At 60.1% G+C, this 18,388-nt stretch carries 18 protein-coding genes and 1 tRNA gene; 13 read left to right on the top strand and 6 right to left on the bottom strand.

The window, feature by feature from the left end:
* The first annotated feature begins 33 nt into the window (after positions 1-33).
* The 11 genes from ACF3ND_RS07365 to ACF3ND_RS07415 are packed head-to-tail and all read left to right on the top strand — an operon-like array spanning position 34 to position 11,498.
* Positions 34-3,117 carry a tape measure protein gene (locus ACF3ND_RS07365; RefSeq protein ID WP_394065426.1) on the top strand — a complete coding sequence of 1,028 codons (3,084 nt, stop codon included), beginning with the start codon at positions 34-36 and terminating at the stop codon, positions 3,115-3,117.
* Positions 3,114-3,581, top strand: coding sequence for a hypothetical protein (locus tag ACF3ND_RS07370; protein WP_394065427.1), 468 nt, complete (start codon positions 3,114-3,116; stop codon positions 3,579-3,581). Before ACF3ND_RS07365 ends, ACF3ND_RS07370 begins: the two co-directional genes overlap by 4 nt.
* Positions 3,578-4,060 carry a DUF1833 family protein gene (locus tag ACF3ND_RS07375; protein WP_394065428.1) on the top strand — a complete coding sequence of 161 codons (483 nt, stop codon included), beginning with the start codon at positions 3,578-3,580 and terminating at the stop codon, positions 4,058-4,060. Before ACF3ND_RS07370 ends, ACF3ND_RS07375 begins: the two co-directional genes overlap by 4 nt.
* Positions 4,057-4,461 carry a hypothetical protein gene (locus ACF3ND_RS07380; protein WP_394065429.1) on the top strand — a complete coding sequence of 135 codons (405 nt, stop codon included), beginning with the start codon at positions 4,057-4,059 and terminating at the stop codon, positions 4,459-4,461. The genes ACF3ND_RS07375 and ACF3ND_RS07380 overlap by 4 nt, the downstream gene beginning before the upstream one ends.
* Positions 4,439-7,156 carry a host specificity factor TipJ family phage tail protein gene (locus tag ACF3ND_RS07385; protein ID WP_394065430.1) on the top strand — a complete coding sequence of 906 codons (2,718 nt, stop codon included), beginning with the start codon at positions 4,439-4,441 and terminating at the stop codon, positions 7,154-7,156. Before ACF3ND_RS07380 ends, ACF3ND_RS07385 begins: the two co-directional genes overlap by 23 nt.
* 53 nt (positions 7,157-7,209) lie before the next feature.
* On the top strand, positions 7,210-8,979 hold the full coding sequence (locus ACF3ND_RS07390; protein ID WP_394065431.1) for a hypothetical protein: 1,770 nt from the start codon (positions 7,210-7,212) through the stop codon (positions 8,977-8,979).
* The gene (locus ACF3ND_RS07395; protein ID WP_394065432.1) at positions 8,979-9,731 is read left to right on the top strand and encodes a hypothetical protein; all 753 of its coding nucleotides are present in this window, start codon (positions 8,979-8,981) and stop codon (positions 9,729-9,731) included. Before ACF3ND_RS07390 ends, ACF3ND_RS07395 begins: the two co-directional genes overlap by 1 nt.
* A gap of 60 nt (positions 9,732-9,791) precedes the next feature.
* On the top strand, positions 9,792-10,076 hold the full coding sequence (locus tag ACF3ND_RS07400) for a hypothetical protein (protein WP_394065433.1): 285 nt from the start codon (positions 9,792-9,794) through the stop codon (positions 10,074-10,076).
* A 26-nt stretch (positions 10,077-10,102) separates the two neighbouring features.
* Entirely contained in the window at positions 10,103-10,432 is a 330-nt protein-coding gene (locus tag ACF3ND_RS07405) for a hypothetical protein (RefSeq protein WP_394065434.1), read from the top strand.
* Positions 10,429-10,872, top strand: a complete 444-nt coding sequence (locus ACF3ND_RS07410) for a hypothetical protein (RefSeq protein ID WP_394065435.1) — start codon at positions 10,429-10,431, stop codon at positions 10,870-10,872. The genes ACF3ND_RS07405 and ACF3ND_RS07410 overlap by 4 nt, the downstream gene beginning before the upstream one ends.
* Before the next feature lie 8 nt (positions 10,873-10,880).
* Positions 10,881-11,498: a transglycosylase SLT domain-containing protein gene (locus ACF3ND_RS07415; protein WP_394065436.1), complete on the top strand. Its 618-nt coding sequence runs from the start codon at positions 10,881-10,883 to the stop codon at positions 11,496-11,498.
* A gap of 421 nt (positions 11,499-11,919) precedes the next feature.
* Here the strand turns inward: ACF3ND_RS07415 and ACF3ND_RS07420 are convergent, their stop codons facing one another.
* The 6 genes from ACF3ND_RS07420 to ACF3ND_RS07445 all read right to left on the bottom strand — a co-directional run bounded on the left by ACF3ND_RS07420 (position 11,920) and on the right by ACF3ND_RS07445 (position 16,215).
* The gene (locus ACF3ND_RS07420) at positions 11,920-12,468 is read right to left on the bottom strand and encodes a hypothetical protein (protein WP_394065437.1); all 549 of its coding nucleotides are present in this window, start codon (positions 12,466-12,468) and stop codon (positions 11,920-11,922) included.
* 54 nt (positions 12,469-12,522) lie between these two features.
* The gene (locus ACF3ND_RS07425; protein ID WP_394065438.1) at positions 12,523-13,194 is read right to left on the bottom strand and encodes an SOS response-associated peptidase; all 672 of its coding nucleotides are present in this window, start codon (positions 13,192-13,194) and stop codon (positions 12,523-12,525) included.
* 13 nt (positions 13,195-13,207) lie between these two features.
* Positions 13,208-13,543, bottom strand: coding sequence for a hypothetical protein (locus ACF3ND_RS07430; protein ID WP_394065439.1), 336 nt, complete (start codon positions 13,541-13,543; stop codon positions 13,208-13,210).
* Positions 13,544-13,662: 119 nt separating this feature from the next.
* Positions 13,663-14,664: a tyrosine-type recombinase/integrase gene (locus tag ACF3ND_RS07435; RefSeq protein WP_394065440.1), complete on the bottom strand. Its 1,002-nt coding sequence runs from the start codon at positions 14,662-14,664 to the stop codon at positions 13,663-13,665.
* Positions 14,665-14,803: 139 nt separating this feature from the next.
* A tRNA-Leu gene (locus tag ACF3ND_RS07440) sits at positions 14,804-14,888 on the bottom strand.
* Positions 14,889-14,997: 109 nt separating this feature from the next.
* On the bottom strand, positions 14,998-16,215 hold the full coding sequence (locus ACF3ND_RS07445) for a CaiB/BaiF CoA transferase family protein (protein WP_394065441.1): 1,218 nt from the start codon (positions 16,213-16,215) through the stop codon (positions 14,998-15,000).
* 193 nt (positions 16,216-16,408) lie between these two features.
* Here ACF3ND_RS07445 and tig point away from each other — a divergent pair, with 193 nt between their 5' ends.
* The gene (gene tig / locus ACF3ND_RS07450; RefSeq protein WP_394065442.1) at positions 16,409-17,719 is read left to right on the top strand and encodes a trigger factor; all 1,311 of its coding nucleotides are present in this window, start codon (positions 16,409-16,411) and stop codon (positions 17,717-17,719) included.
* Positions 17,720-18,373, top strand: a complete 654-nt coding sequence (gene clpP / locus ACF3ND_RS07455) for an ATP-dependent Clp endopeptidase proteolytic subunit ClpP (protein WP_394065443.1) — start codon at positions 17,720-17,722, stop codon at positions 18,371-18,373.
* Positions 18,374-18,388 lie beyond the last annotated feature (15 nt).

Genomic DNA, 18,388 nt, shown 5'->3' on the forward strand with positions numbered 1-18,388 from the left:
CCCGCTTCGGCGGGTTTTTTTTATGGGTGACATATGGAAGTCGCAGCACTAGGCCTGCGCGTGGACGGCGCTGATGGAATTGAGCGCGCGCGCGACTCGCTGGCGGGGCTTTCCAGGGCCAGCACTGACGCTGAAAAGGCGGCAGGCGGGGTCTCAAAAGCAGCCGATCGCGCGAAAGATTCGATAGGCGCAGCCGGGAAATCGGCAGCAGGAGCCTCTGCTAGTTTCTCGAGCATGGCTGCCATGGCGCTGCGAGCTGGCGCCGTCCTAGGCGCTGCCTTTAGCGTCAATGCCCTCAGGGGTTATGCCGATGCTTGGTCTGACATGCAGAGTCAGGTAGGCGCCGCTACGGGCGACATGGCTGGTGCAGCTGCTTCGATGCAGCGCCTTACTGAAATGGCGAATGCGTCATACTCGCCGCTTCAGCAGACTGTTGACGTCTACGCCCGCAACGTGGCGACGTTTCGAGATCTTGGCCGTAGTGCCTCGGAAGCTGCTGACTTTACAGAGGCGGTTAACCATGCGCTGGTAACCACCGCCACCCGCGGGCAGGACGCTGACGTTGTAATTGGTTCTCTATCTCGTTCATTGGCGACTGGCAAGCTGGACGCCCAGGCATTTGACACCATTGTTTCGCGCAGCCCACGTGTTCTGAAAGCGATGGCTGACGAAATGGGAGTGACTACCAGTGCTCTGCGGCAAATGGCGGTGGACGGCAAGGTGACGAGTAATGTCATCGCCACTGGGCTAGTATCTTCTCTGGAAGAGCTCCGAAAAGAAGCGGCCTTGATGCCTGCCACCTTGGCAGATGCATTTGTCCGCGTGAATAACAACTTAACTGAGTTTGTAGGAAGGGCGGACAAGGCCAGTGGCGCATCTGCCTCGATGGCTGAAGCCATCATTGGCATTGCAGAAGGAATCCGCTCAATTTCTAACAGTGAGGCTGTGCTTTCGGCCATCGCGCGCGGTGCTTCGGTGCTGGGCGATGCTTTTAAATGGCTTGGTGTCACCGCCGGAGTAGTTCTGGTTGCACGTTTGGCCTCGGCAACAGCCGCGTTTGCTGTCAATACTGCCGCAGCAACGTTGAACCAGATCGCCATGGCGCGCGCTGCTAGCGGGAGCCTCGCTGCCGCTGCTGCGAACGCCGCCTTAGCGACATCTGCGCGCGCCGCGTCCGCAGCAATGAGTCTGCTTGGCGGTCCGATTGGCATTGTGGTCGGTCTGCTGTCCGCTGCTGCGCTAGCGTTCTTTGATTTCAGCAATGGGGCCAACAGGGCGCAAGAGGAAACCGCGCTTCTTGCAGAAGAAGTTAAGAACATGTCTCGACTTCAAGCCGAGGCCACTAGGTTCAAGCTGGTCGAGAAGCTGGAAGAGGTAGAGAAGCGCGCCGAAGAAGCGGCCCAAATGCTGCGTAGTACCACTAGCGATTACGAAGAGCTTAAGAGAGCCTTCGAGCAGGGCCGGGGGGTTGACGCCAAAGGGCTGGCTAATGTCGAGCAGGCCGTCCGTGAGACAAAGTTGGAACTTGCGAACGCCACTGAGCAAGCTGAAAAATTCCGGCAGAAGATCGCTGATGTTGACGCCCAACTAAAGAGCCTAGATGGAGCGGGCCCTGTCAAGGCAGCCAGCGACGAAATGGCCAGCAAGTTACAAAAATGGCTTGCTATGTACGCCACGCAGTCGGAAAAGCTGGAGGCGAAGCTAGCCGAGGCCAGGGCTGATTTTGGTGGTGTAATCCCAAAGGAGGTAGAGGACAGAATTCGCTCCGCCTACGCCGTGCGGAGCTCTGGAGGGGGGGCAAAACAACAGGAGTCTGAACTTGCCAATCTCGTAAAACAACTGCAATCGCAGCAAGCCACCCTTGGAATGACTGCGGAACAGGCGGAGCGATACAGAATCGTTACGGCGGCGGGGACTGAGGCGGACCGCGCTCGTGCGCTAGCCCTTTTCGATCAGGTCCACGCTTGGAACGAAACAGAGAAAGCCATGCAAGCGGCTATCGATTCCAGCCGCCAATACATGGCGTTCGAGCAGGAATTGCAGGTTTTCCAGCAACGCATGGACTTGGAGGCCGCAGGCGTCGGGATGGGAGACCGTCAGCGCGAAATGGCGCAGCAGGCTCTCGCTATCCGGCAGGAGTATGCGCAGAAACGCCTGGAGCTTGAGCAAGCCCAACAGGTGGCCGCTACAGCTCTTGACCAGGCTCAGTATGAAGAGCGCCTGGCGCTTTATCAGCAGTTTGAAGATGCAAAGCTGGCCAAGGCCCAAGAAGCAGCAGAGGCCCGAGCGGCAGCAGAAGCTGACTGGACAAACGGCATGGCCCGAGCGTGGGAGAACTTTGCCGTGCAGACGCAGAACATGGCGGCCCAGACTGAAGCTCTATTCGCGAACATGCTGAACACCATGACGACCGGATTTGGGAACGCGTTTGAGTCCATGGTTTTTGATTCCGAGAATCTTGGCGACGCGATGCAGAAACTGGGTCAAAACATGCTGCGCTCAGTGGTTAACGCGCTTGGTCAGATGGCTGCGCAATGGCTGGCATATCAGGCCGTGCAGCTATTGGTGGGCAAGACAACGCAAGCGGTTGGCGCCTCTGCGCTTACTGCCAACGCCTACGCAACTGCCCTCCAAGCCGGGATCAGCGCATTTGCGAGCACCGCTGCGATCCCGATTGTTGGGCCAGCAGCGGCACCAGCGGCAATGGCGGCGGCCCTGTCCGTGACGATGCCCATGGCGGCGGCGGTCAGTGGCGTTGCATTAGCTGGGATGGCTCACGACGGCATCGATTCAGTTCCGCAGACAGGCACTTGGCTGCTGGAGAAGGGCGAACGTGTCACGACTGCAAAGACCAGCGCCAGGCTGGACTCGGTGCTGGAGCGGATTGATGCACGGCAACGTGGCGCACTGACGTCGGCTCAGGCTTCGGCGTCTCAGCCAAGTAAAGGAGTGACGGTGAATGTCATCGAAAACCCAGATCGGGCTGGCCAGACGGAAACTCGTCGCAATGAGTATGGAGACGAGGAGGCCGACGTGTTTGTGGCGGATATTTTTGGTGACGGGAAACGCTCGCAGGCTCTGCGGCAGGCGTTCGGGCTTCAGAGGGTGGGCCGATGATTCAAACCGACATTAACTACCCAGAAGGCCTGCCATGGCCCGTGCGGGACGGCTACGACATAAACCATGTCCAGCCGTTCCAGCGCACCACCATGGTAGACGGGCGGGCCCGCCAGCGCCGGCGTTTCAGCTCTGTGCCCAGCATGGTCAACGTCACGTGGATTTTCAACAGTGACAACCAAGCGGCGGCGTTTGAGGCGTGGTTCCGTGACGCATTGCTCGATGGCTCTGAATGGTTCAATGCGCCGCTCAAGACGCCTGTGGGAGAGGGGCAGTACGTTTGTCGCTTCGTTTCTATGTATAGCGGTCCGACCCCCGTTGGTCTGTGCGCATGGCGAGCCAGTGCGACGCTTGAGATATTCGAACGCCCCCTTATGCCGCCAGGTTGGGGCAATTTCCCTGAGTTTGTGCTTGGCGCCAGCATCATCGACATTGCATTGAATAGGGAGTGGCCAGAGGCATGACTATTCTTGAAGTGGTGTATGCCAGCGCCCCAACGGATTCGAAGCTGATCCACACGCTGGAGATTTCGACACCAGGGCTGGAGCCGATTCGAATCTGCCAGGGATACGACGACTATCTGTTGGGCGTTGACGGCCAGCTTGTGCCGTTCGAAGCCGGCGCAATTGAGATATCCCTGCCGGCGCGCAATGCCTCTGGCCAGCAGACGCTGCGGTTTGGCGTTGCGGGCGTGAATGAACGGGCACAGCGTGAGGTAGACAGGGCGCTGGAGAACGGTCAGATCGTGACGCTTGTGTGCCGCACGTACTTGGCCAGCGACATCACCGCACCGGCAGAGCGGCCCTATGTCATGACGCTGACCGGCGGCCAGTTTGAGGACGGTCAGTTCATGGCCGATGGCAGCTACTACGATCTGTTGAACACTGCGTGGCCGCGGGAACGGTACACCGCGGAGACCGCGCCGGGGATCCAATGGCTATGACGATCAACGACTTTTTGCGAACGCGATACGTTCCTTTTGGCCGGGCTGCGCCGGAACTGGATTGCTGGGGCCTGGTGCGGCTTGCTCGGGTGTCGCTGTTCGGGCGCCCTCTGCTGCCAAGCCATGCTGATATTGACCCGGCTGACAAAACAGGTCTGACGGCCGCTGCCCAGGCTGTTCAAGCGCAGGGCGGCTTCCAGGAGGTTCCACCGCGGCCCGGGGCGATTGCCGCGGCTTGGCGTGCGCGGCTCTGCGTGCATGTGGGCATCGTCGTGGAGGCCGATGGCAGGCTCTGGGTGCTCGAGACAGACTCAGGCACAGGCCCGACACTGACCAGGATCAACGTTTTTGAAACCCGCTACACGCGGGTTATTTTTTATGACGATCAGAATCTACCTTAGCTCGATGTCCGGCCAGGCCTGCGAGACCCATGGATGGACGGGGACGCTGGCCGCCTGGCTGGACTCCCAGGGCATCCAATTTCGGGAGCGGGATCCCCAGCCTATCTCCGCCGCCCTGAATGGCATGCCTCTGCCGGTCGAGCAATGGGAGACGCGGAGCCTCAGCGAGTCGGATGAGGTCTCGCTGACGATTATCCAGAACGGCGACGTATTTTCCGGGCTGGGCAAGCTGCTGGGGTCGGTCTTTAATTTCGTGTTCGGCTGGTTGATGCCTGGCCAATCTGGGCAGGATTTCAACTCGCCGCAGCAGGGCCGCCAGTTTGAGACGGCCCAAGCAAAAGCCAACCAAGCGAAATTGGGCGACGTCGTGCCCGAGCTGGCTGGCCGGTTCCGTCGGTTCCCAGACTACCTGACCCCGCCGCGGCGTCGGTTCGTGAATTGGCGCGAGCAGTGGCTTGAGTTCCACGCCTGCATCGGCCCTGGGCAATACCAGATCAATGACGCGGACGTGAAGGTGGGCGATACGCCATTCTCGGCGCTGGGTGCTGACGGTTCGTACACGATCTATGGGCCTGGCGCAGATCTGTCTGGCACGTCGACGCACGAGCACTGGCACACGGTCGCCGCCGTTGGGGGCACGTCGTCGGGCACGGCCGGCCTGGAAATGAGCACCGAAATGGCCAACCGCGAGAACACGCAGCCAGCAAGCTATTCATTCGGCGGCAGCTATATCTGGCGCTCCTCGGAAAGCGAATTCCCGCCAGGCTGGGGTTCGGGCACAGTCGTAAACATTACCTTGCCGCTCGTGTTCAACGTGACCCGAGAAGGCACGGTCCTGAATGTGCGTAATCGCTTCCACGGCGAGTTTAAGCACCTGCTGCCTTTCGGTGCAGGATCAATCAATATGGCTGTCGATGGCCAGGCGCCTTTACAGATGGTTCTGAACGCGACCGACCTGGACGCGAACGGAACCGGCTGGATCGAGGTGCGATTCCCGCCAGACCCGGAGACTCCCCAGGATCCAGGGCCTCTTTACAATGCGCTCGAACCGGGCGACTACACGATCACATTCTCTAATGTTCCCGCGCAGCGCTGGCGAATACAACAGTTTGCGCCCGATCAGATCGTTGTCTGGCGCCTGCTGCCGGATGGCAGCGATGACCAAAACTGGCTTGGATTCCCCGCAGCTACCACTGGTGGCGCAACCGTCACATTCAACGGTGGAACTGTTTACGGAGAGTGGACCAGCGAGTTTGTGGCCACCCCAGGTAAAGAGCTGACGACAGGACTGGAGATTGATTTCTTCTTTCCCAATGGTCTGGGTTACATCCATGACGACGGAGAGGTGGGAGAGCAATGGCTGGGTATTGAGATTCAGTATCGTGATATCAATGGCGGTCCCCGTACAACCATTGCTAAGTCGTATGGCCAGGCCACCCTGGACCAGATCGGGATCACGGAATCGCTGACGATCCCTCAGATGCGCCCAGCCGTTCGGGTGCGGCGCGTCGGCGCGAGCTCTACATCGACGCAGGCCAAGGACACGATCCACTGGTACGGACTGAAATCAAGGCTGCGCACGCGTACCAGTTACCCGAACTGGACCACCATGGCGGTGCGACTGCGTAGCGGCGGCCGGCTGGCAGCCCAGTCCGAGAACCAAATTAACGTAATCGCGACTCGGATGCTGCCAACGCTGCAGGGGGACGGCTCTTGGTCCGCGCCGCAGCCGACACGGGACATTTCTGCGTTCGTCCGCTACATCGCCGGCTCGATCGGCTATTCAGATCTGAACCTGGACGCTGACGAGCTGCGGCGCCTCCACGGGATCTGGTCAGATCGCGGCGAGACTCTGGATCATGTCTACGACCTGACAACGGCTCAGGAGGCTCTGAAATTGGCGCTTCGGGCCGGGTTCGCGGAGCTGACAGTTTCCCGCGGGCTGATCCGGCCGGTGCGCGATGATGTGCGCACGCAGCTTGAGCAAGCCTACTCTCCGCTGAACATGACAACACCGCTGCGAGATAGGTTTAGGTCGAAGCAGCCCAATGATCCAGATGGCTGGGAGGTGGAATATATCGACGCCGAAACGTGGACACCCATGACTGTGAAGTGCCTACTGCCTGGTGATCAGGGCCTCAAGCTGGAGAGGCTCAAACTTGATGGTGTGACGGAGAGGACTAGGGCCTGGCGAATCGGCATGCGTGAGCGTAGAAAACTTCGGTATCGGAATCGCGAGTACCAATTCAGCACCGAAATGGACGCATTCAACAGCGAGTACATGTCGTACGTGCCGCTGTTTGACGACGAGCCGGGCAACGCCCAAATGGGCCTGCTGACCGATATCCGGCCGACGGCAGGCGGAGCGCTGCTGCGCATCACCGAGCCGCTGCGCTGGACCGCTGGCGAGTTGCATTCAGTGAGCTATCGGACGGCAGAGGGCAAGTTTGTCGGCCCGTTCGCTGCTTCGCCTGGGCCTGATGATTACTCGATCGTTGCGGACATTCCGCAGCCCTGGCCAATAGTGAGCCTGAAACAGGAGCTGCCTCATGTGTATTTCGGGCTGACTTCGGAGTGGATGCGGCCTGCGCTGATTACCAACATCCAGGCACGCGGCACAGACACTGCAGAGGTGACCGCCACGAACTACGACGTGCGCGTGTACGCCGACGACAACAACAACCCGCCGGACTGAACGGCATTCGCATCAATCAACCGCCTCCGGGCGGTTTTTTTATGGGCGTTGAAATGACGACTTACCACACTGGAAATCCGATTGGGAGCACCGACCCTCGGGATCTGTACGACAACTCCCAGAATCTGGACCACTTCGCGAACAGCGATGCGCTGACTTACGAGGACCGGTTTGGCCGCGAGCGAAAGACCGCGAAGGGCGTTGAGCAGTCGGCGCCGATTGCTGTTTCTGCGGCTAACCGGGCGGAGTCGGCTGCAGATCGAGCGGAGGGTGCAGCTGATACTGCCTCACTCGCTGCGGGCGTCTATCCCAGTACTAACGCTATCGTTAATGGGGGCGCGGGCTTCCAACCAGTGCCCGATGGACATTATGCGACTGTTCCATCGCAGTACGAGGATGGATTTCTGGATCTCTACCAGCGCACGGGCTCTGCCGTGCTCTATATCGATACGTATCCGAATAAAGCGGCGGTGCAAGCAGCGCTGGTTTCAGTTATGCAGAGAGTGGGTTATGCGCGATATCCGTTATCTGTATTCGGAGAAAGAGCGAGGGACATCGAAGTAGATGCAAGCGGCAAAGTGGCCGGTGGTGGTGATGTATTAGCCGATATCGAGTTACGTGTCAGTGCTCTAGAGAATGGCGAAGGCGCATCGGTGGTGCGCGGACATATTGCCGTAGGCCAAAGTAATGCCCGTGGCGCTGGAGATCCAGTTCCATTCCCGCTGACAGCAACAGCAGTGTATGTGAGGCAGGCCTTCATGCCGGGCGGGCCAGGCATGAACGTTGCAGTTGGGACCGGTGCAGGTGGTAACTATGATCCGATCAATCCAGCAAACTTCGATTCCTTTGTCCCGCTTCATTCAATGCAACTGAGCGCGAGCAACAGCACCACGTTGCTCGAAGGTATTGGATGGTCGCAGGCGCAGCTTGAAGAGTCTCAAGGGGTCAAGTGCGAGCGCCTATACTGGACGACAGCGCAAGGGGGCGTTTCACTGTCTGCCCGCAGCCCAGGCACAGTGCCATACAGCAATATGTTGGCCGCCTTGGAACGCAGTGTTCAAATTTCTATAGAGCGTGGATCGTCGTATGTGGTAGACGCTCTGCATTCTGTAGAGGGGGAGGCTGACACTGCAACGACTAATTTTGATCAGCAACTCATTAGTGTATACGCCGAGCAGCTGACTGCCGACATTAAACAGGCCACGGCCCAAACCTTTGATCCGCCGGTCATCCTGTCCCAGCCGTCAAGCTTTTTCGGAGGTGTCGAGGGCGTCTTGGGCATTTATCGAGCGGCCAGAGACAACTCGCGCATGCATCTCGCCACTGCGGGCTACCACTTGCCGTACTGGACTGACCTGCTGCACTACACCGGGCTGGGACACGTCATGAATGGGGAATACCACCTGCGTGTGCTGCGCGCCCTGCGCGCTGGCCGCATCTGGCGCCCGGTCATGCCGAAGTTCATCAAGTGGGACGGCGGCACCGGCCTGGACGTGTGGTTCCACGTGCCCGAGCCGCCGCTGGTCCTAGATCTGACAGCCCCGCATCACGGCGACTTCGGGTTCGTGATCCGAGCCGACGGCGTCAACCAAACGATCTCATCGATCGAGCAGATTGGTCCCGATCATATCCATTTCGAAGTCGCTTCGCCGTTGGGCTCGAACCGTTCGCTGCAGTACGCGATGCGCGGCTACCAGTCCAGTCCGCGGCAGCCCGGCGATGGGCCCATGGGCGCGCTGCATGATAGCTGCGACGCGCCTTCCATGTTCGATCCATCCCATACGCTTTGGAATTGGGGCGTGCATTTTCTGGAGAATTTCTGATGCATACGTTTCGACGTGTCGTTAAGTCGCACCCTAATATCGCAGCACGCTATGAGCCAGTGGAGCTGCCGGCAGTCTCGGAAATCGACTACCTCATTGCCAATCTCGCAGACAAAGATGGCAGGCCGCTGATTGATTACTGGATTTCGCCGCTAGCTTCTACCCTAGCTCCAGACGGCTCTAGCATTATGGACCGGCGTCAACCTCAGGGAATGAACTGGGGGGTAACGAGTGGAAGTGGCGTCGTTTCGGTCACGGATGGCCGCATTGTGCTGCCAGGAACCTTCAACCTGGCTGCCGGCGCGCCAGCGGTTGTCAACCCATCGGCGTTCACGGTGGTTGCACGGGTGCATCCAGTTGCAAGTTCCATCGTGGTCGGGACGGAAAGGGGCTCAATTTCCGGTACCGGCTCTGTTTCCATCGGCGTCCCAGGGATACTTACAGCAGCCGGAGGGGCCGGCAATGTCGCGGACAATGCCGGAGACGTCACGAACACTGATTTAGTGGCGACGGTTACATTCTCCACTGTGCGCGGCGTGTCCATTCGCCGGAACGGCGTCCAAACCTACGCGAACGCAGGTCGGACCGCAGCGAACTTAGGCAACCGGCTCTATATTGGTGGCACGGGCACGGCCACCAACTACTACAACGGAAACATAGGCTACCTACTGTACTCGCTCCGAGACCTGTCCGACCCGGCTCTTCGGCCAGGGCTTGCCGCGATTGAGCGGGCACTGGTTGAGCTCGGGTAGCCGGCCAATGAAATAGCATAAGAGACTGCGTAAGCAGTCTTTTTTATGCCTGGAGCAAATATGAAGTTGATATCTAACTGGCGCGATTCGTGGCGCATGACATCTGTAAATCTGCCGGCCCTTGGGCTGGCGTTGCTGGCGGTGTTGGATGCTGCGCCTGACGCACTGACGAGCGTGTGGTTATCACTGCCGCCCGATCTGAAGACCTACATTCCGCCTGATTTCGGGAAGTGGATTGGCTTTCTCATGATCGGGTTGGGCGTAGCGTCTCGGCTGGTGATCCAGCCGGCGCTCGCCCGTCGGCGCAAGGAGCTGGAGGCCGAAAGGCCTCCTGGCCGGGCGTGAACACTGGCACGCACAGGGGAGAGCACATGCCAGAACTACAAGAAATGCCGAGCTGGGCGTGGGTCGTCGGGGCGCCGGTAGGGTTCTTTGCTATTAGGCTGCTGTGGCCGCTGATCAAGCAGTCTCTGGATACCCAGCTGACTCAAGGGCGCACGGAATCAGGGCTGCTTGCTCAAGTCATGGTTGAGCGTGACAAGGCGCTGAAGCGCGCCGATCAGGCGGAGGATAGGGCCGACAGACTGTTTGCTGAACTTGCTGATGTGAAGGCGCAGCTCCAGATCATGGCATATCAGCTGGCGGTAGCAAACGAGAAGATCGAGGCCTTGACGACGCAGCTTTCACGGAGGACGCCATGAGAGAGGGATTGCTAGGTCTGAAACGCATAGCGAACCGTTTCAAGCTGGTGTTTGCAATCGCGGCTCTGTTCATGTCCGGTTTGCTTCTGGGGATCGGCGCGCAGGAATGGCGCCACCAGCAAGACATTGGCCGGCTGCACGACATGTATGAGCGGCGCATTGCAGGCTTGGAGTCCGCGTTGCAGGCCGAGCGCAACATTACGCGAGGACAGCTGGACGGTCAGGCTGGCACGATAGGACGCATTGCCGCAGATATGGAAAAGTTATTGGAAATAGCTGAGAAAAGTGTCAAGACGGCGACGCGTGCGGCCACCACAGCCAGGACAGCGGCGAACACTGCCAAGGGCGCTGCTCAAAGTGCGGCGCTGTCCCAGGAGAAGCCGCGTGCTGCCGTGAATGCTCCAAGGGAAGCGCATCGCCAACAATGGATTGAGCCATAGGGGTGGGTATGAAGTTGATCGAAGTTCTCAAGAGCCTTTGCGCTCTTTTTTTTCGCCCGAAGAAAGCAACGGGAACGCCAGCGCCAGCCGAGCCTAAGCCTCTGCGCCGTCTGGCTTGGGGCCAGAAAGTCAGCGCAGCGTTCCGTGACCGGCTGTTCGAGATCTGCCAGATCCTGGGCGTCGAACCGGACTATCTCATGGCCTGCATGGCGTTCGAGTCGGCCGAGACGTTCAGGCCGGATATCCGAAACGCCGCGGGCAGCGGGGCCACGGGCCTGATTCAGTTCATGCCGTCGACGGCCCGGGGCCTGGGCACGACCACGGACGCGCTGGCGGCGATGACGGCCGAGCAGCAGCTCGAGTATGTCCTGGCCTATTTCCTGCCGTACAAAGGCCGCCTGCACACGCTGGCCGACGTGTATATGGCGATCCTCTGGCCGGCTGGGATTGGCAAGCCGGACGACTGGACGCTATGGGATCAGGCCAGCCGGCCCACGACCTACCGCCAGAACGCGGGACTGGATGCCAACAAGGACGGCCGGATCACAAAGGCCGAAGCGGCGGCCAAGGTCCAGGCAAAGCTGGAGCGCGGGCGCCAGGCGCAATTTCTATGGGAGGGTGTGTGATTACGAAGCTATGGGAACGAGTCGCAGGCTGGCTGGGCCTGCTGGGCGGCCTGGTCCTGGCCGCTCTGGCGCTGCTGCAGGTCGGGCGGCGCCAGGGCAGGGACCAGGCAGAGAAAAAACGACATGAGGCGGACATGGCCGCCGTGGAGATATCGCGAGATGCAGCTGAAACAATTGAACGCCTTGACGATGATGCTGTGCGTGACCGCGCTCGCAAGCGGATGCGCGACGCCCAAGGGCGGTAGCTACTGCGCCGCCGCTCAGAGTCCGTTCCAGTGGCACTCAGACGCTGAGATCGACGCTACGCCGATCCGCGTGTTGCGGTACGTGGAAACAGGGGCCGAAACGTGGGGGCGGCTTTGCGGGAAATAGGGGAGAGATGGTCTAGGATTACTGCATTCTGCTTATAACATCCACTGATCTATCTCCGATGGGGCCCAGGATTGGAGCCGATCCAGACCGCAAGCTTCCAATGGTCTGCTTCTCGGCCGGTTAAGGTGATTGGCAAGAACGGGATATCAGCCGCTGCAAATGCATTCATGAGTCGCGTTTTCTCTGGTGTTGAGTCACCGCTTATTTCAATTCCAATAGTGGTGTTCGTCATTCCGCCAAACCATTTCGGACTGAACCCTGCTTCTTCGAATGCCCCAAAGATTTGTGAATGGTAATTCGCTGGCTCTCCTTCGTGTCGGTTGTGTGCGATCCACACTTCAAAGGCAGGGCCTTGTTTAAGGCTTTGCACGAGCTGCTTGCGCTGGCCCGCTGAAAGGGTCCGAGGGCCAATGTCAGCTAGCAATTTCTCATGCTGTTTAGTGGCCGTTATACGGTTCACTATCGGCGCGGCAGCAGCAATGCACCCAGCTATCACTGCTGTGTAAGTCCAACCAAAGCCGCCAGCAATTGCTGCCGTGGCTCCAGCGGTTACGGAAACGAAAAAGATAACTCGATCAATTGTTGACAATATTTTCATATGCGTGTGGCCCCACCCATTTCCTCAAAAAAGATTCGATTCCTTTCGGGCTCCTTAGATGGCAGTCGGGTGATCAGTATTCGGCGCTTGGTACTTTACATTGCTCATCTGTCGCGTTACCGGATGCCATTGAAACGCAGTCTCCGGCCGCGCTGTTGACAGCAGCTCCAGGGCGGCTTCTACACTGGTATCGGGAGAAGCCCATTCCCGCGCAGCATCTGGCGCGAGCACGATGGGGCGGCGGTCGTGCACATCGAGCATGCCGCCGGCGCTGTCGTCTGTGACGATGGCAAACCCGTGCTCCACGTCCTCGGTTTTGCCTGGGGACCACGCGGTGATGGCGGCCATGTAGATGGGGCCGCCGTCCTTGCTGTGGATGTACCAGGGCTGTTTGTCGCCGACCTCGCCGGTCCACTCGAACCAGCCGTCTGCCGGTACCAGCACGCGCTTGCCGAGCAGGGCCCGCCACATCGGGGACTTCTTCAGGATCGTGTCGAGGCGGGCATTGATCACGGGGGCGCGTCTGTACCAGCTGGGCTTGTAGCCCCAGAACAGCCTGTCGACCTGGTCGGATCCATCGCCGAGCTGGTGCATGACCAGGGGGTGCGTGCCGGGCGGAACGTTGTAGCGCAGGCCACCGGCTAGGTTGCCCAGGTCACGCGGGTTCCAGTTCATCGACTCTTCATATTCAACAGGCTCACGGGCCTGCCTGATGCGTCCGCACATCGCAATTCCTCCGTCACGGCTTGGTCGTCGGATTATCCTGCTTGTAGCGCTTCAGGTAGTATGCCATGTCGCCGTCGCGGCCCGCGGTGCGATGCGGAAAATTGAGTCTACGCCGATGCTCCTCGGCGCGCATGTAGCCTTGAACGGCGTTCTCCAATTTCAGGGCCTCAAACAGAGGGTCCAGGCGGTGCATGTTCTCGCCCAGGCCATTCAGCGGCATTGTCCCGAGAATCGAGTATGTCAGGACAGCTAGCTCCCTCAGGCGTTTGACCTCGCGCAGCAGGTCCATCACGTCTTTGTTGCGCCGGTTGCCCTCCTGGATGTCTTTGAGTTGACGATAGGTGAGCATGATAATAGTGCTGTATAAAAAAACAGTAAATTACCACTTTTGTCGAGCTTGAGGTGTATCGGTTACAGACGCAAAAAAGCCCGCCACTAGGGCGGGCTATAGGGCGATGCGAGCGAAAATTAGTCGAGGAGTTCGGCGAGCGAGCGGGCATGAGGGTTGTAGTAGACCATGGCCATTTTAGGATCTGCCCAGCCAAAGATCTTGCATAGATCCAGCACTTCGACTTTCTTGGATACCATCGTAGCGGCAGTGTGCCTAGTGTCATGCCAGGTAAACCCCTCAAGGCCTGCCCGTTGGCGATATTTACGGAACAGGGCGTCGAGTGTGGCGGCCTTCACGCCGAAAACAAGATCGTCATCCCATCCACGCATCCGCTCAAAAAGAGCGCATGCTTTCAACGACAGCGGAACGTCTCGAGGGCGCCCAGTTTTCGTTGTGGGAAGATGGCAGTGGCGATCAAATACTTGGGTCCAGCGCATCCCTGTCAGTTCGCCGGCACGCATCCCCGTTCTAAGGGCAAGCATCATGCAAATAGCCACTGCTTGCCCGGTAGAAGAAACGCGGCCCTTGCGCTGATACCCCATCTCTCGGAGCATGCGCTTAATCTCCCACCATTGGAGTACACGCTCGCGGTGCTTCGAGTTTACGGGCTTTCGTATCATCCGGCATGGATTCGTGTCGACCCAGCCCCATTCCAACATAGCCATCTGGAACACGGATGAAAGCAGTGAGATTTCGCGGCGCACTGACGCGCTAGATATATGCTGGCTCCGGCTGTCCCGAAAATCAGCAATGTCTTGAGGAGTCACCTCTAATAGAGGTAAATCCAGCGGTAGCTTGTAGCCTTCAAATGCTGCTAGCCGCACCTGCTCCCACCGCTCGCCTCGCTTGGTAGGGGAAACCTCATCGGCGTACCGCCGGATTGCTTTCCGCAGGGTGTAGCCTAAACGGGGGTCGCTCTCGGCAGCCTCGCGTAATGCCCGTTCTCTTTCTGATGCCCACTCTATCGCCTCGCGCCTGGTCTTGAAGACTTTGCTTTCGCGAGCGGGGGTAGGGCGGTTAGGCAGACGCATGAAGATCTGCACACGGTAACCGTTGTCGGTCTTTTTAATGCTGGCCATGTGGGAGCAAACCTGCGAGCAAGATGGGAGCAAACTTGTTGAAAAATTGATTCCCGAGGATCAATTGTTTTCAGATCATACCCGCAAACCGTTGATTTTGCTGATTTTTGAATTATTGATTTCAACGGTTTTCATTCTCTGGTGCGAACGGAGAGACTCGAACTCTCACACCTCTCGGCGCCAGAACCTAAATCTGGTGCGTCTACCAATTCCGCCACGTTCGCAAAACGAAAGAAGGGGATTCTAGCCTGCTTTGCCGGGCTAGGCAAGCAAAAGACGCCCGCCGCGGGATGCGGCAGGGTTTGGGGCATCTGAAGGCTGTTTGCTTCTTTTTTAACGACGTTTGGGGTTTTTTGCAATCAGGCCGCGCGCCAGCCAGTCCTGCTGCTGCTCGGCGGTGACGCCCAGGCTGTCCAGGATGTCCTGGGTGTCCTGGCCCAGTTGCGGCGCCGGCCGGCGGATGGCGCCGGGGCTGGCGCTGAGCTTGGGCACGATGCCGGGCACTTTCAGGGGAGTGCCGTCCGGCAGGGCCGCGTCCAGCAGCATGTCGCGCGCCTGGTAGTGCGGGTCGGCGGCGATGTCGGCAATGTCGTACACGCGGCCGGCCGGCACGCGGGCCTGGTCCAGGATGGCCAGCACCTCATCCAGGGTCAGGGCGCTGGTCCAGTGGCCTATCGCTGCGTCTATGACGCCGGCATGGCGGGCGCGGCCGTCGTTGTGCGCATAATCAGGATTGGCGGCCATGTCGGGCCGGCCGATGGCCGTCATCAGCCGCTTGAAGATGCTGTCGCCGTTGCCCGCCACCAGAGCGTACTTGCCATCCTTGCACAGGTAGGCGTTGCTGGGTGTGATGCCGGGCAGGCTGCTGCCGGCCGGCTCGCGCACGGCGCCGAAGACGCTGTATTCCGGCAGCAGGCTTTCCATCATGTTGAAGACGGATTCGTACAGCGCCACGTCGATGTACTGGCCCTGGCCGCCGTGCTGCTCGCGCTGGCGCAGGGCCATCATGATGCCGATGACTCCGTGCAGGGCCGCCAGCGAGTCGCCGATGGACACGCCCACGCGCACCGGCGGGCGGCCGGGCTCGCCGCTCAGGTGGCGCAGGCCGCCCATGGCTTCGCCGACCACGCCGAAGCCCGGCCGGTCCTTGTAGGGGCCGGTCTGCCCGTAGCCGGACACGCGCAGCATGATCAGGCCGGAATTGAGCGCGTGCAGCGCCTCCCAGCCCAGGCCCCATTCCTCCAGGGCGCCGGGGCGGAAGTTCTCGATGACGATGTCGCATTGCCCGGCCAGCCGGCGCACCACCTGCTGGCATTCGGGTTCGCGCAGGTCCAGCGCCAGGGATCGCTTGTTGCGCGATTGCACCTCCCACCAGACCGAGTTTCCTTCGTGCAGCAGGCGCCATTTGCGCAGCGGGTCGCCGCCTTGCGGCGGCTCGACCTTGATGACCTCGGCGCCGAACTCGCCCAGGATCTTGGCGGCGAAGGGGCCGGCGATCAGCTGGCCCAGCTCCAGGACCCGGATGCCGGCCAGGGGAGTGCTAGTGTGCATGTCTGTCTTGCGTATGTCGCTGAAAATAAGGGATGATAGCCCTGCGCGGCTGTCTTGTCCTGACCGTGCGCCCCGGCGCCGGGGCCCGCCACAAGAAATAATGATTGATAGATCGTTTGTTTGGATTTACCGTGCTACTTTCCGGTAAAATACCGGATTACCCTTCTCAATTAACCAATTTTATAGGTCTTCAATGCAGCCCGAGGTTGAAATTCTGTCCGGCTTGGAGCGCCGAGTCGATGTGGTCGTTTCGGTGGCCGACGTAGAAAAACAAGTCCAGGCCCAGCTCAAGCGTGTGGCTCGTACGGCCAAGGTACAGGGCTTTCGCCCAGGCAAGGCGCCTCTGTCCGTCATCGAACGCACGCATGGCCCTGGCATCCGCTACGACGCCATCAACGAGGAAATCGGCAAGGCCCTGGACAAAGTGTTCCAGGACGCCAAGCTGCGCGTAGCCGGCACGCCTAACCTGGAAGCCAAGGAAGGCGAGGCCGCTGAAGGCACCATGGCATTTTCCGCCACCTTCGAGGTCTATCCGGACGTGCAGGTCCCCGACCTGTCCTCCCTGGAGATCAAGCGCGCCACCGCCCAGGTGTCCGACGAGGACATCCAGCGCACCGTGGACGTGCTGCGCAAGCAACGCGCCACCTACGAATCCAGCGCCGATCGCCAGGCCCAGGAAGATGACCGCATCACCCTGGACTTCGTGGGCACCATCGACGGCGTGGCCTTCGAAGGCGGCAGCGCCGAAGGCTTCCAGTATCTGCAGGGCCGCGGCCGCATGCTGCCCGAGTTCGAGAACGCCGTCGCCGGCATGAAGGCGGGCGAAACCAAGACGTTCCCGCTGGAATTCCCCGCCGACTACGCCGGCAAGGAAGTGGCCGGCAAGACCGCCGAGTTCAAGATCACCGTGACCGACGTGGCCCGGCCCGTGCTGCCTGAGCTGGACGCCGATTTCGCCAAGTCCCTCGGCCAGGCCGAAGGCGACGTGGAGAAGCTGCTGGCCGACGTGCGCGGCAACATCGAGCGCGAAATCAAGGCCCGCGTGCAGGCCCGCAACAAGGCCGCCGTCATGGACGCCTTGCTGGCCGCCAGCGAATTCGACGTGCCCAAGGCCCTGGTCGACAACGACGTGCAAGGCCGCATCGCGTCGGCCCGCGCCGAGCTGAAAGAGCGCGGCGTGCCCAACGCCGACAAGATGCCCATTCCCGCCGAAGCCTTCCAGGAAGAGTCCACCCGCCGCGTGCGTCTGGGCCTGCTGGTCTCCGAGCTGGTCAAGGCCGCCGACCTGCAAGCCAAGCCCGAGCAGGTGCGCGCCCGCATCGAAGAGTTCGCCCAGAACTACGAACAGCCCGCCCAAGTGGTGGCCTACTATCTGTCCGATCGCCAGCGTCGCGCCGAGATCGAGGCAGTCGTGCTCGAGGACAATGTCGTCGAACACGTGCTGTCCCAGGCCAAGGTGACCGACGAGGAGGTGGCGTTCGACCAAATCATGGGGACCAACTAAATGTCGTCGAGCTTTGTCGACTTCTACGCCTCGATGAACGGGGGTCATTCCGTGACCCCCACGGGGCTGGGCTACGTGCCCATCGTGATCGAGCAGTCGGGCCGCGGCGAGCGGTCCTATGATATCTACTCGCGCCTGCTGCGCGAGCGCATCATCTTCCTGGTGGGCCCTGTCAATGACAATTCGGCCAACCTGATCGTGGCCCAGCTGCTGTTCCTGGAGTCGGAAAATCCTGAAAAGGATATTTCCCTGTACATCAACTCCCCCGGGGGGTCGGTGTATGCCGGCCTGGCCATCTACGACACGATGCAGTTCGTCAAGCCCGAAGTCTCGACATTATGCACCGGCATGGCCGCCAGCATGGGCGCCTTCCTGCTGTCCTCGGGCACGCGCGGCAAGCGTTTCGCACTGCCCAATTCGCGCATCATGATTCACCAGCCTTCGGGCGGTGCGCAGGGCCAGGCTTCCGACATCCAGATCCAGGCCAAGGAAATCCTGAGCCTGCGCGAGCGCCTGAACCGCATCCTGGCGGCCAATTGCGGCCAGCCTGTGGAGCGCATCGAGGTGGATACCGAGCGCGACAACTTCATGGCAGCCGAAGACGCCCAGTCCTACGGCCTGATCGACCGGGTGATGTCCACGCGAGACGTGTAGGTCCGGCGTCCCCAC

Origin of the sequence: Alcaligenes sp. WGS1538 (assembly GCF_043187505.1) — a bacterium.
Taxonomy (GTDB): Bacteria; Pseudomonadota; Gammaproteobacteria; order Burkholderiales; family Burkholderiaceae_B; genus Alcaligenes.